We start from the raw sequence: 14,800 nt of genomic DNA, 5'->3' as shown, positions 1-14,800 counted from the left end.
GTTGCTCGATCAGGAGCTCACTCACGCTCGGCGAAGCTGTAGACCATCTTGAAGGTGGTGGGCGGCTTGGAGCCGCGGTACATGCCGCTGAAGTGCTCGCCGCCGGTGGCCGTGAAGGCCACGCGCTCCAGCGAGAAGACCTCCTTGCCGTTGTAGGTCTTCTTGACCACGTCGGCGGGGGTGATCGTCATCGCCGTGATGTTCGCCACCGACTCCCCGTCGAGCGCGAAGTCGAGCGTGAACTTCGGCTCAGTCCACACGCGGTCGTCGCGCAGGAGCTCGCTCCAGCGGGTGAAGGAGCCGGTGGCGCCCGCGCGCTGCGAGATCCGCGCGCGCTTCCAATCCCAGCCGGACACCGGCAACTCGATCGGCTTGCCCTGGCCGATCGCCGCGACCACCGCCTCGGGGTCGAACGCCACCTGCCCGCCCATCTCGCCCGCGGCGACCGGGATCCGGCTCGTCACGAGGTCGTAGGGGTCGAACTTCAGGTCGCCCGTCTTCTGCGCGTTGTCGATCAGCTTCTTGGCCGGATCGCTGTCCTGCGAGGAGGTGGTCTGTTCGAGCTTGCCCTTCTCGTCGATGCCGGCCAGTGGAGCGGCGACCGCGGCGAGCAGCTGCCGCTTGGCCTCGTCCTTGACCTTCGAGTACTCGGGCCGCGGGCCGCTGTTGAGGCCGCGCTTGAAGACGTCGCCGAACAGCGCGTAGCGCAAGGTGCTCTCGAGCGCCGCGACGTAGCCCGCGCGATCCTCGCCCGGGCGCGGCGGCTCGGCGTCCACCATCTTCGTCAGCGCGATGTAGCCCTCTGCACGCTGGCGGTCGCAGAACTGCGAGTTGGCGGTGTCCAGCGCGCTCGAGATCGCCGTGATCCTTCCGGACACGTCGCCGGTCCCGGTGGACGGCAGGCCGCCCGAGAACTGGGCCAGCATCGCGCCGAACACGCCGATGCCCGCCGCGACGTTCGCCTCCTGCTTGACGGTCAGGGCGATCTTCAGGAAGCGCGCCTCCTGGAGCAGGCCGAGCGCCGGGACGAACGACGAGAGCGCCCAGATCAGGTTCCCGGCCAGGGCGAGCGAGAAGGTCCGCACGGCCGACGGCGAGTCCAGGGCGCCGGTCGCGAGCTGCGCGACCCCGGCCGTGAAACCGGCGCTGCGGGCGCTCTCGATCCGGCCGATGTCCTCGGTAACGCGCGCCATCACGTCGGCGATGGTGACCTGGTCGGCGCCGGCGTTGGCGCCCTTGGCGGCCACCTCGTTGGCGGCAGCGATCGCCTCGTGCTCCGCCGCGATCTGCTCCTTGCTGTCCTTCTCCGTCCACGGGCGGCCGTCGGTCTGGCGGCGCTGGTTGAGGTCGCCCAGCCGCTCGCCCGCGGCCTGCGCTCGGCTGGTCGCCGTCGGGGTGCCGAACGGCATCACCGGGTCGAGCCCGAGTTTCTTGTTGACCCGGTTGACGGCGTCCCAGAGGGCTTTGGCGCCGTCGAGCTTGGCGTCGGAGCGCAGCACGCCGTTGACGAGCTTGCCGAGCGGGAGCAACTCGTCCAGCACGTCGCGGTGCCCGTCCATGCCGAGCGAGGCGGCGTCGTCGAGGGCCTGGTCGGCGGCGCCGAGGTGGGTGACGGCCTCCGCGGCGCCCGGCAGCGCCGTGACCTCGACGCCGCGCTTGCGGTCGGCGGCGAGCTTGAGCTGGCCGCTCTCGATCGCGTCGCGCGCGGCGGCGAGGCCGAGCGTCACGGCGCGCGTCTGACCGGTGTTGCCGATGTCCTGCGGCGCCTGGGGCTTGGCGACCGCCGCGGGCCGCTTGTACCCCTGTTTGGCGAGCGCGCCGGCGAGCGCGTCGGCCTTCTTGTCGATCAGCCCGTGGCCTGAGAGCTTGCGTTCCTGCATCGAGGCCACGAGATCGGCGAGCGCGATGAAGAGGTCGTCGGCGCCCTTGAACGGCGGCTTGGCGTCGCCCACGAGCGCCAGCGCCTCGTCCAGCCGCGGGTACAGCTGGTTCCGGTAGTCGTCGACCTTCTTCCGCGCGTCCTTGTTGTCCTTCGCCGCGCGGATGTAGTGCGCCGCGTCGGACGCGTCGAGGGCGGCGCCGCGGAGCGTCAGCTCGAGCAGCTCGCCGCCATCTTTGAAGCGCAGCAGCTGCGCGACCGCCTGGTTGCCGGCGCTGCGCTGGAGCGAGATCACGTTCGCGACCGCGTGCGGCACCGGAGCCACGACCGGGCTGAGCACCGGTTCCTGCTCGCCCAACTCCTGCTGCGTCCGTGCGATCCCCGCCATCGCCGCGACCGTACGGCGGCCGGGCGGGGACTACATACGCCACCTGGCCGATATCCGTTCAGCCCGGCGGGAGCCGCCCGGCCGCCTCGGAGGCGAGCTGCGAGCGGTTGCGCACGCCGACCTTGGCGTAGACGTGCGAGAGGTGCGTCTTCACCGTGGCGCGGGCGATGAACAGGCGCTCGGCGATCTGCGGGTTGGTCAGCCCGGCCGCCGCGTGGCGGACGACCGCGATCTCGGTCGGCGTCAGGCTCTCCCAGCCGTGCCCGGGCCGTTTGCGGGCGCCGCGGGCGCGCTGCACCCACGCGACGACCTCGGCGACGGTGAGCTGCGCGCCCTCGGCCCGCGCGGCGTCGGAGCCCGTGACGAGCTCCGCGCGCTGCGCCGGCCAGGCGACGACCTCGAGCTCGCTCCGGGCCCGTTCGGCTGCGCCGGCCAGACGCCCCGCCGTCACGTCGTCGGTGGCGATCGCGGCCAGTGCCTCGAGCGCGCCGGGGAGCTCGAGCTTCAGGCCGCCGGCGTCGATCGCCGCCAGCGCGGCATGCAGGGTCTGCTCGGAACGCGTGGCGCGGCCGAGCGTCAGCTGGGCCTTCGCCGCCAGCCACGGATTGCGCAGCGCCCGCGCCGCCGCGAGCGCGCGAGCCGCTTCCTCCTCGCACCGCTCACCGGACAGGCGCAGCACCTCGGCCAGCTCGGCGCGCGCCCACGCGAGCGCGTGCGCGGCGCCGAACGCCTCGATCGTGACGAGCGTCCGCAGGCGGGTCCGCGCGGCGCCGAGGTCGCCGGACGCGGCCTCGGCCAGCGCCACCAGCACCTCGAGCCACGGCAGCGCGAAGCTGCCGCCGTGCAGGAGCGTGCGCGCGTGGATCGCGCGCAGCTGGTCCAGCGCGGTGCGCGAGCGACCGGCGGCGACGTCGAGCAGCGCGAGATAGGCGCGGGCGGCGCGATCGGCGGTCGGCTCCCCGATGTCCGCCGCCGCGGCGATCGCCCGCCGCAGCAGCGCCGCCGATTCGGCGTGCTCGCCGAGCGGGTAGCCGACCGCGCCCTGCTCGAACCAGAACCACGCGAGGGTCTCGCGGTCGCCGAGGCGTTCGAGCCGCTCCCCGAGCGCGTCAAGGTCTTCGCGGCAGGCGCCGGCGTCCTGCCGGAACCAGGCGACGCCGCGCAGCAGCGCCTCGGTCCGGGCGACCTCGTACTCGTCACCGCAGTCGCGGCAGCGCTCCAGCAGATCGACCGCGCCGAGTGGGTCCGTGAAGAAGCGGTGGTTCGCGAGCACCAGGAGCGTGTTCGCGATCGTGCGGCCGTCGCCGGTGCGCCTCGCCCGCGCCGCCGCGTCCATGGCGAGCGCGTTCGCGCGGGTGAAGTCGCCACCGCTGCCGACGATCCACGCCCAGGCCGCCAGGGCGCGCGCGTGCGGTTCGGGCGCGGGCTCCGTCGCGGCGAGCGCGCGCCCGTAGGCGTCGTCGGCCTCGCGGAAGCGTGCCCGTGCGCGGTACCAGAAGTCCAGCGCGAGGCACAGGCGCAGCGCCTTCTCGGGCTCGGTCACGAGCGCGTGCTCGAACGCGGCCGACAGGTTCGAGGCCTCCGGGTCGAGCGCAGCGAAGACCTCCGGCTGTCGCGGCGTCAAGGTCTCCGCGCGCAGGCGTTCGGCCAGCGCGAGGAACGCGTCGCGGTGCCGGCCGCGGACGGTCGCCTCCTCACCGGAGGCGACGAGGCGCTCGAGCGCGTACTGGCGTACCACCTCGAGCAGCCGGTAGCGCCCGCCCGCCTCGACCTGGACCAGCGAGTGCTCGGCGAGCGTCTCGACGGCGTCGAGGTCGCCTCCGCAGACCTCGTGGACGCGGTCGAGCGACGCACCGCCGGAGAACACCGCCAGCCGCGTGAGCAGGACCTGCGCCGGCGGATCGAGCAGGCCGTAGCTCCAGTCCAGCGACGCGCGCAGGCTGCGGTGGCGCAGATCGCCCTCGCGGTGGCGGGCGGTGAGGAGCTGCACGGCGTCCTCCAGGCCGCGGGCGATCGCGTCGCCGTCGAGCGCCACCACCCGGGCGGCGGCCAGCTCGAGCGCGAGCGGCACGCCCTCGAGCCGGCGGCAGATCTCGCGCGCCGGGCCGCTCCAGGTGCGGTCGACGAGCCGCGCGCGGTCGGCGAAGAGCCGCTCCGCGTCGGCGGGCGACAGCGGCGGCACCGCCCAGCGGGTCTCGCCTTCGACGCCCAGCGGGATGCGGCTGGTCGCGAGGACGCGCAGGCGCGGGCAGGTCTGCAGCAGCGTCTCCAGCATCCGCGCGACTTCGGCCGCCACGTGCTCGCAGTTGTCGAGCACGAGCAGCGCGCGCTTGTCCCACAGCAGGCCGGCGGCGGCATCGAGCTCGCGCAGGCCGGGCAGCGGCCGCACACCGAGCGCCCGCACGAGCGCGGACTCGACGGCCCCGCCGACGGACACGAGATCGAGCCACCACACGGCCTCCCCGACTCCGCCCGCGACCTCGATCGCCAGCCGCGTCTTGCCGACGCCGCCGGGACCGACCAGCGTCAGCAGGCGCGTGCCGGCAAGCCGGCGGCGGACGTCGGCGGCGTCACGGCCCCGGCCGATCAGCGTGGTCAGCGGGACCGGCAACTGCGGGGCGGCGGCGAGCGCCACCAGTGCGGTGCGCGGGGCGTGGGTGGCCAAAGGCCGATGGTCCCACGCCCCTTCGCACCATTGGGATTACTTAGCGTCGCCGATTACTTGCGGCGGATCTCGTACACGGTGCCCTGGGTGTTGGACACGACGTAGAGGGTCCCGTCCGGGCTCTCCTTGAGGTCCGGCGTGACGCCGAAGTTCTCGCCGAAGAGCAGTGACTCGGACTCGGTGATCTCGTACTTGCCGACGTTGTCGGCGACGCGGTCCTTCAGGCGCTTGTCGGCCGAGACGTCGACCTTCTTGCGGTTGTTCTCGATCGCCAGGCGGAAGAGGTTGCCGCCGCGCAGGGAGCCGCGGGCGGAGCCGACGAACAGGTCGCCCTTGTATTCCTTGCCGAGCTCCTTGGTGGAGAGGAAGTCGATGCCGCCCGGGGCGACCTCGTACTTCCAGGCCAGCTCCGGATCCGAGAACTCGGAGCCGGGGAGCTTGAAGAGGCGGTTGTACGCCTCCCAGGGAGTGTCGGCGATCAGGCTCGGGTCCCAGCGGACCTGCTGGAGTCCGAAGTAGCCGTTGGGGGCGTTGGGGTCAGGCGGGACCGGCGTGCGGGTGGTCTCGATCGCCTTGAACTGCGCGACGCGCTCGAGCGGGCCCATGACCTGGGTCCAGCCGGAGTTGAAGCCCGGCTCGGTGCGATTGATCTCGCTGAACGAGTCGTCGCCGTTCTCCTGCTCCCAGAGGTCGCCGCTGAACGGGTCGAACGCCATGCCGAAGCCGTTGCGCAGGCCGTAGGCGTAGATCTTCTTCAGGTTCGCGCCCACCTGGCCGCCGCGCTCGGCACCGACCCTCCAGAACGGGTTGTCGCGCGGCGTCGTGCCGTCCGGGTTCAGGCGCAGGATCACGCCCGTCAAGTGGTCGTTGGTGATGTCCGGACCGCCGAACTGGTCGTCCGGGATGCCCTCGCCGAACGGCCCGTCGAAGATGTTCTGCAGCTGGCCGCGGCGACCGGTGTCGCCGACCTGCAGGTAGATCTTCCCGTCCGGGCCGGTCCGCAGGACGCCGCCGTTGTGGTTGCCGCGGAACACCGGCGTGTTCGGCGTCGCCGGGTTGCGGTTGGTCGCGTCGTCCTGGAACGCGCGGCCGCGGTGGATCGTCTTCTCGAACGTCAGCGTGGCGCCGTCCCAGTGATAGCGGTCGAGGCGGTTGCCGAGCAGCGGGACGGTGTCGCCCGCGGTGCTGTCGGCGCCGGTGGTGCTCTCGCTCCAGTACAGGAAGAGCGTCCCGGTGCGCTTGAAGTCCTGGTCGAGCGTGATGCCCAGCAGGCCGCGCTCGGAGTTCGAGTTGACCGCCAGGTCGAGGATCACCTCAGGCGTGCCGCCATTGCGGACGCGCTTGATCTGCCCCGTGGACTTCTCCAGGACCCAGAACTCGTGGTCCTTGATGAACTGCATCTGCACGGGCTGCGTCAACCCCGTCGTGACGGCCCGCACCTCGAGCTTCGGGTCGATCACCGTCGGCGTCACCTGCGCCGCCGCGGTGCCCCCCATGGTCAATGCCCCGGCGAATGCCGCGGCGACCCCAACCACTGCTCTCATTCCAGCCTCCCGATAGGTTCACAGACCCCCCATCTGCAACCTACGCACGGCCCCGCCCGCTGGTTCGATGCAACACTGGCGCGCATGTTGGAGCGCCGCACGAAGATCGTCGCCACCCTGGGGCCCGCCACCGACGCCGACGGCGTCCTCGACCGGCTCGTGGCCGCCGGTCTCGACTGCGCGCGGCTGAACTGCTCGCACGGCTCGCACGAGGACCTGCGGCGGCGCGCCGCCGAGGTGCGCGCGGCGGCCGCGGCGGCCGGCCGCCCGATCGGCCTGCTGTTCGACCTGCAGGGCCCGAAGCTGCGCCTGAACGCGGCGACCGAGCCGCGGATCGTGCAGGTCGGGGACGAGGTGGTCTTCGGCCCGGCGGGCGTGCAGGTCGACTTCGACAAGTTCACGGCGCTGGTGACCGAGCGCTCGGAGATCGTGATCGGCGACGGCGTCCCGCGCTTCGCGGTGATCCGCGAGGACGGCCCGAACGTCGTCACCACCTGCGTCTCCCCCGGCCCGCTGGCGCCGCGCAAGGGCATCAATGTCACCTACGCGCGGCCGGAGCTGCCCGCGATCACCGAGAAGGACGTCGCCGACCTCGGCCTCGCCGCCGAGCTGGGCGCCGACTTCGTCGCGCTCTCCTTCGTCCGCTCGGCGGGCGACATCGAGCAGCTCCGCGCCCTCGCGCTCGAGCTGGGCAGCGCGGCCAAGCTGATCGCCAAGATCGAGAAGATCGAGGCGTACGAGGCGCTCGACGACATCATCGAGGTCACCGACGGGCTGATGGTCGCGCGCGGCGACTACGGCGTCGAGGCGGGCGTCGCGCGGGTGCCGCTGATGCAGAAGGACACGATCCGGCGCGCCACCCAGGCGGGCAAGTTCGTGATCACCGCGACGCAGATGCTCGAGTCGATGATCCAGGCGTCCGAGCCGACCCGCGCCGAGGCCACCGACGTCGCCAACGCGGTGATCGACGGGTCCAGCGCGGTGATGCTGAGCGCTGAGACCAGCGTCGGCACCTACCCGGTCGAGGCGGTGCGGGCGATGGCGGAGATCGCACTGGCCGCGGAGGAGGCGCCCACGATCCACGGCCGCGCCCGCAAGACCGACCTGCGCACGGTCGGCGAGGCGATCATGCGCGCCGCGGTCGACCTGGCCGAGCAGCTGGACGCGGCGGCGCTGATCGTCCCGTCCTCGACCGGCGGTGCCGCCCGGGCGTGCGCGAAGTACCGCAAGCGCCGCCCGATCATCGCCCTCGCCCACCAGCCGGGCGTCGCCAACCAGCTGACGCTCGAGTGGGGCGTCTACCCGACCGACATGCCGACCGCCGAGACCGTCGACGAGATGATCGAGCGCGCGCTGGAGATCGCCCGCGACTACGCCGGCCTCGAGCAGGGCGCGCGGGTCGTGATCACGTCGGGTCGCCGCACCGGCACGCCCGGGGCGACGAACCTCGTGATGGTGCGGGAGATCCCCTAGCTCAGCTTGATCGTGCGGGTCGTCGTCCGGCCTGCCTGCGTGACCTTGAGCGTGACCTTCTTGCCCTTGCGGGCGAGCTTGCGCCCGGCCTTGGTCAGCTTGAGCTTGACCGTCACCTTGCCGGCGGCCTTCGCGGTCGCCGAGCCGGTGCCGACCTGGGTCTTGCCCGCGGTGGCGACGACCGTGACCTTGCCCGGCGCGCCGACCGTGATCTGCAGACCGGTGGTCAGCGCCTTGGCGGCGACCTTGGCCGGCAGCTTGGGCTGCGTCTCGGTCGCGGGGTTCGAGATGCCCGCGGTCGACGGGGCGTTGTTCGTCGTCGGGTTGGTGGTGGTCGGCGTCGGGGTGGGCGTGGGCGTGGGCGTGGGCGCGGGCGGCGCGGGCGGCAGGAACGGCGTGATCGCACCGCCGCTGATCGACGCGCTGGTGGCGCCCGCGGCGATCGCCACGGCCGGCGAGCTGAGCGCGCACGGGTCGTCGCCCGTCGTCGGCGTGCCGGCGACCTTCAGGCCCTGGTCGTCGCTCCACGCGACGAAGCGGCCGTCCTGGGAGAGCGAGACGTCCTTGGCGATGCCGCTCGCCGGCAGGTAGCAGTCGACGCCGCCCGCGAGGGCGCCACCCACGCCGGCGATCGACAGCAGCCCGATCTTGCCGATCGTCTGGGTTCCCCCGTTCCACTGCTCGACCTCGAACGCGGCGAGCTTGCCCGTCGCGGCGACGTCGGTGCGGCGCAGCTCGAGGCCGGTGCCGGAGACGTCCAGCCACGGATCGAAGTCCTTCCCGTAAGTGGTGGCGGCCGCCTGCTGGACATTGATGATGGACCCGGACCTGGCGATCACCTGCGAGCCGAACAGCGTCGGCTCCTCGTAGCTCGAGATCGGGATCGGCGCGAGCGAGCTGTTGCTGACCGGGCGGACGTACGTGCCGCGGCCGAAGGTGTACGGGCAGCAGCTGCTGTTCGAGAAGCCGTAGACCATGTGCTTGCCGTCGGCGGTCACGTCGAAGCCGAGCGGGTAGACCGGCAGCTGCCAGCCGCCGGGGTAGTTGAGCGGCCCTTCGACCGTCGAGGTCCCGTCGGCCTCCCACACTTTGAACCACGAGAAGCTCGCGATCCTCCCCGGCTTGTTGCGGGCGGCGACGATCCGGCCGCCGTCGGAGGCGGCGACCGCGAGCCAGTTCTCGGTCTCACCGCTCGTGTTGACCACCGGCGCGGCGAGGCGGACCTTCTGCGACCCGTCCAGCGAGGACAGCCAGACCTCTCCGTTCTGGATGTAGGCGACGGACGAGGCGTTCGCGGCCGCGGGCAACGCGAGCACGAGGGAGAGCACGATGAGAGCGAGCCGCATGAAGCGCATTAGATCTCACGTCCGGCCCACGGTGAGCCGCCCAAAGGGACAGGGTGCATAGGCTGTCGGCCGTGCCGTCGTCGTTCGAGCAAGCCGCGCGTCGCGTCCTCGCCCGCGCGGACGAGCTGGCCACCTACACCGAGGAGCCCGGCCGCATCACGCGTCCGGTGGCGACGCGGGCGATGGCGCTCGCGCGGGCGCGGGTGCGCGAGTGGATGCAGCTGGCAGGGCTGGAGACCCGCGTGGACGCCGTCGGCAACCTCGCCGGGCGCCGCGAAGGGCCGGGCGGGCTGCTCGCGCTCGGCTCGCACCTGGACACGGTGGCCGACGCGGGCCGCTATGACGGGATGCTCGGCATCCTCGTCGGGATCGAGGTCGCAGAAAGGGCAGAGCGCAAGCTCGACGTCGTCGCGTTCGCCGACGAGGACGGGCTGCGCTTCAACTCGCGCTACCTGGGCAGCCGTGCCTTCATCGGGGAGCTCTCCGACGCCGATCTCGCGCTCCGCGACGCGCAGGGCCTGACGCTGCGCGAGGCGATCGGCGACGAGCTCGGCGTGCCGCTGTATGACCCCGCGACCCGGGCCTACTTCGAGGTGCACATCGAGCAGGGTCCGGTGCTGGAGGCCGAAGGGCTGGCGCTCGGGGTCGTGACCGCGATCGCGGGTCAGAGCCACGCCCAGCTCGCGTTCACGGGACGTGCCGGCCACGCGGGGACGACGCCGATGCACCTGCGCCGCGACGCGCTCGCCGCGGCCGCGGAGTTCGTCCTCGCCGTCGAGCAGACCGGGCTCGACGAGGACGGCCTGGTCGCCACCGTCGGGCAGCTGGACGTGCCGCGGGGCGCGAGCAACGTGATCCCGGGCCAGGTGGATCTGTCGCTGGACGTGCGCCACCAGGACGACGCTGTCCGCGCGGCCGCTCTCGCCCGGTTGCGGACGGCCGGCGAGGAGATCGCCCGGCTGCGCGCCGTCTCGATGGCGTGGAGCGACATGAGCGAGCCGTCGACGCCGTGCACGCCGGCCCTGGTCGACGGGGTCGCCGGCGCGGTGCGCGAGACCGGCGTGCGCGTGCGGCGGCTGCCGAGCGGCGCCGGGCACGACACCGTCACGATGGCGCGGGTGACCGACACCGCGATGCTGTTCGTGCGCTGCGCGGGCGGCATCAGCCACCATCCCGACGAGTCGGTGACCGTGGAGGACGTATCGCTCGCGATCGAGGCGGCGACGAGGTTCGTGTGTTCGACCTGATCGTGCGCCAGGGGATCGTCGACGGCCGAGCGGTGGACATCGGCGTCACCGACGGGATGATCGAGGCGGTCGCGTCCGAGCTGTCGGGCGCGCGACACGAGCTCTACGCCGGCGGGCACTGGGTGCTGCCGGGCGGCCTGGACCCGCACGTGCACTTCAACGAGCCGGGCCGGACGCACTGGGAAGGCTTCGCGACGGGCAGCGCCGCGCTGGCAGCGGGTGGGTACACGGCGTTCTTCGACATGCCGCTGAACTCGTCGCCGCCGGTCGTCGACGGCGCGGCGTTCGACGCCAAGCTCGAGGCCGCGCGGGCGTCCTCGTGCGTCGACTTCGGGCTCTGGGGCGGGCTCGTGCCCGGGCGACTGGACCGGCTCGAGGAGCTGGCCGCGCGGGGCGTGATCGGCTTGAAGGCGTTCATGTCGAACTCGGGGATCGAGGAGTTCGAGCGCGTCGACGACGTGACCCTGTACGAGGGGATGGCGATCGCCGCGCGGCTGGGCCTGATCGTCGCCGTGCACGCGGAGAACGACGCGCTGACGGCGCGTTCGTTCGGTCCCGGCGCTCGCGATTGGTTCGCCTCACGGCCGGTCGTCGCCGAGCTGGAGGCGATCTCGCGCGCGCTGCTGTTCGCCTCCGAGACCGGGTGCGCGCTGCACGTCGTGCACGTGTCGAGCGGGCGCGGCGCGGCGTTGATCGCCGCGGCGCGGGAGGCGGGGGTCGACGTGACCTGCGAGACCTGCCCGCACTACCTGTTCCTCACGCCGGAGGACGTCGAGGCGCTCGGCGCCGTCGCCAAGTGCGCGCCGCCGGTGCGCGACGCGACGGAGCAGATCGAGCTGTGGCGGCGGCTGCGCGCGGGCGAGGTCGAGATGGTGGTCTCGGACCACTCGCCGTCGGAGCCGGCGTTGAAGGAGGGCGCGTTCGGGGACGCGTGGGGCGGGATCGCGTCGTGCCAGAGCACGCGCGAGCTGCTCCTGCTGGGCGAGCTCGACCCGGACTTCGTGGGTGTGTTGACGGCGACCGCGCCGGCCGAGCGGTTCGGGATCCCCCGCAAGGGGCGGATCGCGCCCGGCTACGACGCCGACCTCGCGCTGATCGACCCGCACGCACCGCACACGTTGCGCGCGGAGGACCTCCGTTACCGCCACCAGGTCTCCCCCTACGTGGGCCGGACGTTCCGGGCGCGCGTCACGCACACGCTGCTGCGCGGAGCGATTCCGGCAGCCGGCGCGGGCCGCCTGCTGAGACCTACGATGCCGTGATGCTGACCGTCACCGCCGGGCCCTTCTCGTTCAAGGGCGAGCTGGAGACCGAGAAGGCGCCCAAGACCGTCGCCGCCTTCGAGAGACTGCTGCCGTTTCACTCGAAGATCATCCACGTGCGCTGGAGCGGAGAGTCGGCGTGGATCCCGCTCGGCGACCTCGACATCGGCCTCGACGGCAAGCCCGAGAACGCCACCTCGCACCCGGCGCCGGGCCAGGTGCTCTGGTACCCCGGCGGGCTGAGCGAGACCGAGATCCTCTTCCCGTACGGCGGGACCCTGTTCGCGTCGATCGTCGGCCAACTCGCCGGCAACCACTTCCTCACGATCGTCGAAGGCGTCGACCAGTTGCGGCCGCTCGGCGAGCACGTCCTGTGGAACGGCGCGCTCGACATCGTCTTCGATCGATCCGCATAGCGGAATACTTGTTCTAATCTGCGGGATATGCCGCAGCCTCGCGTCCAGTCGCTCGAACGAGCGCTCGACCTGCTCGAGGCGTTGGCGGGCGCGGACGACCTCGGCGTGTCGGAGATCGCCGCGCGGACCGGGCTCGTGCCGAGCACGGCGCACCGGCTGCTCGGGACGCTCGTCGCGCGCGGGTACGCGTCGCAGAACCCGACCACCGGGCGCTACCTGCTCGGCTACAAGCTGCTCGAGCTGACGTCCGGCGTGCAGGATCGGCTCGGGCGCCTGCGCACCGCGGCGCGGCCGCACCTGGAGGCGATCCAGGAGGAGACGGGCGAGACGACCAACCTGGTCGTGCTCGAGGGTCGCGACGTCGTCTACATCGAGTCCGTGTCGGGGACGCGCAGCGTGCGGCTGCACACCGAGGTCGGCCGCTCGATCCCGGCACACACGTCAGGCGCGGGCAAGGCGTTGTTGGCGTGGCGCGACCCGTCCGACGTGGTCACCCTGCTCGACGGCGCCCCGCTGGCGCCCTCGACGCCGCGGACGCTGACGACCCTCGACGCGCTGCAGGAGGACCTGGCCAAGATCCGTCGCCGCGGCTACTCGACCGACAACGAGGAGCACGAGCTGGGCGTCGCCTGCGTCGCGACCCCGGTCCTCGACCGCGCCGGCCGCGCGATCGCGGCGATCAGCGTCTCCGGCCCGATCTCCCGCATCCTCAACGCCGAGACCCCCGACCTCGCCGGGCTGCTGAGAGAGCACGCCGAGGTCGTCAGCTCGAGCCTCGGCTGAGCTCGGCGGCGATCGGCACGACCGCGCGCCTCGAGCAGACGAGGGGTGTGATGCTCTACTCCCGCATAGCGAAACACCAGCATCACACCCCCACCAACGCGCCAATTGGCCGTGCGAGGTTGGCACGTGCGGGTGCGGCAAAGCGTGCGGGCGGGCGCGGCGATCGGCCGCGGCGAGCGGGCGGACGAGTCGCGCGGGCGGGCACGGCGACCGGCACGGCGCGGCGAAGCGGGTGGGCGCGACATGCGGAGCGGCAAAGCGTGCGGGCGGGCGCGGCGATCGGCCGCGGCGAGCGGGCGGGCGAATCGCGCGGGCGGCGCCCTGGGCGGCCGCGGCACGACGAAGGGGCGCTCGCGCCCCGCGCGGCGTCAGTTCAGGCCTCGGCTGAGCTCGGCGGCGATCAACGCGAGCGCGCGTTCGAAGGCCGCCGGCGTGACGCGGCCGTAGTCGAGCAGGAGGCCGTCGTCGCCGACAGGGGCCCAGCAGTGCTCCGCGAGGACGTCGACGTGGACGCCGCGGGCGCGCAGACATGCGGCGACGTCGGCGGCCGGGCGCTCGCCGCGGACGAGCACGTGCAGGCCGCCGTCGATCCCGTGAACGGTCACGCCGTCCAGCCCGCCGAGCGCGGCCCGCAGGAGCGCGCGCTTGTGGGTCGCCAGCGCACGGACGCGGCGCAGGTGGCGGGCGAGCTCGCCGGAGCGGATCAGCTGCGCCACCGCGTGCTGGGCGGGCAGCGACGGGTGGGCGTCCAGCGCGCGCTTCAACGCGGCGACGCGCTCGGCCAGCGCGGGCGTCGCGACGATGTAGCCGACCCGCAGCGACGGCGTGATCAGCCGCGAGAACGTGCCGACGAGGCAGACGGTGCCGGACGTGTCGGCCGCGGTCAGCGGCGCGGCGACCGCGCCGTCGAAGCGGAACTCGCCGTCGTAGTCGTTCTCGATCACGAGCGCGCCGCGCCGCTGCGCCCACGCGAGCAGGGCGGCACGGCGGTCGGGCGAGAGCTCGGCGCCGGTCGGGAACTGGTGGGAAGGGGTGACGTGGACGACCAGCGGGTCGGCTTCGGCGAGCGCGGCGACGTCCGCGCCGTGCTCGTCGACCGCCAGCGGGTGCAAGCGGATGCCGTGCACCGCGGCCAGACGGGTGACGCCGCGGTAGCCGGGGTTCTCCGCGGCGAGGCCGTCACCCGGCGACATCGTGGCGCGCAGGAGCAGCGCGAGCGCGTCGCTGGCGCCGCTCGTGACGACGACGTCGCCCGCCAGGCACGCGACGCCGCGGGTCACGCGGACGTGCTCCGCGATCGCCTCGCGTACGGGGCGCGGGCCCTGCGGGTCGCCGTAGGTGGGCGCGATCGTCGCGGTCGCGTGGCGCCAGGCGCGCCGCCACGCGTCGCTCGCCAGCGGCGCCAGCGTTCCCGCCCGCAGCCGCAGGTCGATCCCGTCGATGTGCGCCTCGTGTCCGTTGGACGGGTGGCGGGCGCGCAGCCAGTCGACGTCTTCGCGCACCCGCGGGCGGCCGCGGGCCCGGGCCTCGGCGGGCGCGGCGACGAACGTGCCCGAGCCGTGGCGGGCCGACACCAGGTGCTCGCGCGCCAGCTGCGCGTAGCAGTCCGCGACCGCGTTCCGTGACAGGCCGAGCGCGCCCGCCAGCGCGCGGGCGGACGGCAACTTGGCGCCGTCGGCCAAGCGCCCGTCCACGATCGCCTCGCGCAGACGGACGGTGAGGTCCGCCGGACCGGCGAAGTCGAGCGCGACCCCGGCGGCCCGCAAGGCGTTCAGCGGCGCGCTCGCGCGGTCCAGT

Annotated in this window: 10 protein-coding genes; 5 read left to right on the top strand and 5 right to left on the bottom strand. The window is 73.2% G+C overall.

Annotated features, from left to right (window positions below; all coding sequences use genetic code 11):
- Nucleotides 1-17 precede the first annotated feature (17 nt).
- The 3 genes from G569_RS0130445 to G569_RS0130435 are packed head-to-tail and all read right to left on the bottom strand — an operon-like array spanning nucleotide 18 to nucleotide 6,476.
- Entirely contained in the window at nucleotides 18-2,267 is a 2,250-nt protein-coding gene (locus tag G569_RS0130445) for a hypothetical protein (protein ID WP_028066215.1), read from the bottom strand.
- A gap of 58 nt (nucleotides 2,268-2,325) precedes the next feature.
- Complete coding sequence (locus tag G569_RS65640; protein ID WP_028066214.1) at nucleotides 2,326-4,932, bottom strand: helix-turn-helix transcriptional regulator; 2,607 nt, start codon at nucleotides 4,930-4,932, stop codon at nucleotides 2,326-2,328.
- A 53-nt stretch (nucleotides 4,933-4,985) separates the two neighbouring features.
- A complete protein-coding gene (locus G569_RS0130435; RefSeq protein WP_084285808.1) occupies nucleotides 4,986-6,476 on the bottom strand; it encodes a PQQ-dependent sugar dehydrogenase in 1,491 nt (496 codons plus the stop codon).
- 84 nt (nucleotides 6,477-6,560) lie between these two features.
- Here G569_RS0130435 and pyk point away from each other — a divergent pair, with 84 nt between their 5' ends.
- Nucleotides 6,561-7,949 carry a pyruvate kinase gene (gene pyk / locus G569_RS0130430; RefSeq protein ID WP_037500305.1) on the top strand — a complete coding sequence of 463 codons (1,389 nt, stop codon included), beginning with the start codon at nucleotides 6,561-6,563 and terminating at the stop codon, nucleotides 7,947-7,949.
- Here pyk and G569_RS0130425 read toward each other — a convergent pair.
- Complete coding sequence (locus G569_RS0130425) at nucleotides 7,946-9,295, bottom strand: hypothetical protein (RefSeq protein WP_157592428.1); 1,350 nt, start codon at nucleotides 9,293-9,295, stop codon at nucleotides 7,946-7,948. The two genes, pyk and G569_RS0130425, sit on opposite strands and share 4 nt — an antisense overlap.
- Nucleotides 9,296-9,366: 71 nt before the next feature.
- Between G569_RS0130425 and G569_RS0130420 the strand changes: the two genes are divergently transcribed.
- From G569_RS0130420 to G569_RS0130405, 4 genes are read left to right on the top strand one after another with little or no spacing between them, the layout of a single operon-like run.
- Nucleotides 9,367-10,542, top strand: a complete 1,176-nt coding sequence (locus G569_RS0130420) for a Zn-dependent hydrolase (RefSeq protein WP_053227198.1) — start codon at nucleotides 9,367-9,369, stop codon at nucleotides 10,540-10,542.
- Nucleotides 10,530-11,804 (top strand): allantoinase AllB, encoded by a 1,275-nt coding sequence (gene allB, locus G569_RS0130415; protein WP_028066209.1) that lies wholly within the window; start codon nucleotides 10,530-10,532, stop codon nucleotides 11,802-11,804. Before G569_RS0130420 ends, allB begins: the two co-directional genes overlap by 13 nt.
- A complete protein-coding gene (locus tag G569_RS0130410) occupies nucleotides 11,804-12,220 on the top strand; it encodes a DUF3830 family protein (RefSeq protein WP_028066208.1) in 417 nt (138 codons plus the stop codon). Before allB ends, G569_RS0130410 begins: the two co-directional genes overlap by 1 nt.
- A 27-nt stretch (nucleotides 12,221-12,247) precedes the next feature.
- Complete coding sequence (locus tag G569_RS0130405; protein WP_053227197.1) at nucleotides 12,248-13,003, top strand: IclR family transcriptional regulator; 756 nt, start codon at nucleotides 12,248-12,250, stop codon at nucleotides 13,001-13,003.
- A 368-nt stretch (nucleotides 13,004-13,371) separates the two neighbouring features.
- Here G569_RS0130405 and pdxR read toward each other — a convergent pair whose 3' ends face one another.
- Nucleotides 13,372-14,769 carry a MocR-like pyridoxine biosynthesis transcription factor PdxR gene (pdxR, locus tag G569_RS52890; RefSeq protein WP_053227196.1) on the bottom strand — a complete coding sequence of 466 codons (1,398 nt, stop codon included), beginning with the start codon at nucleotides 14,767-14,769 and terminating at the stop codon, nucleotides 13,372-13,374.
- Between the last annotated feature and the right edge of the window lie 31 nt (nucleotides 14,770-14,800).

Origin of the sequence: Solirubrobacter soli DSM 22325, from assembly GCF_000423665.1 — a bacterium.
Taxonomy (GTDB): Bacteria; Actinomycetota; Thermoleophilia; order Solirubrobacterales; family Solirubrobacteraceae; genus Solirubrobacter; species Solirubrobacter soli.
The sequence above is the reverse complement of the archived record's forward strand: the minus strand, read 5'-3'. Positions and strand labels throughout refer to the sequence as shown.

Bases quoted from the DNA above. Each gene is read 5' to 3' on its own strand.
- G569_RS0130445 (WP_028066215.1), bottom strand. From the start codon at position 2,267: ATGGCGGGGATCGCACGGACGCAGCAGGAGTTGGGCGAGCAGGAACCG.
- pyk (WP_037500305.1), top strand. From the start codon at position 6,561: ATGTTGGAGCGCCGCACGAAGATCGTCGCCACCCTGGGGCCCGCCACC.
- G569_RS0130410 (WP_028066208.1), top strand. From the start codon at position 11,804: ATGCTGACCGTCACCGCCGGGCCCTTCTCGTTCAAGGGCGAGCTGGAG.
- G569_RS0130425 (WP_157592428.1), bottom strand. From the start codon at position 9,295: ATGCGGCTCGCTCTCATCGTGCTCTCCCTCGTGCTCGCGTTGCCCGCG.
- G569_RS0130405 (WP_053227197.1), top strand. From the start codon at position 12,248: ATGCCGCAGCCTCGCGTCCAGTCGCTCGAACGAGCGCTCGACCTGCTC.
- G569_RS0130435 (WP_084285808.1), bottom strand. From the start codon at position 6,476: ATGAGAGCAGTGGTTGGGGTCGCCGCGGCATTCGCCGGGGCATTGACC.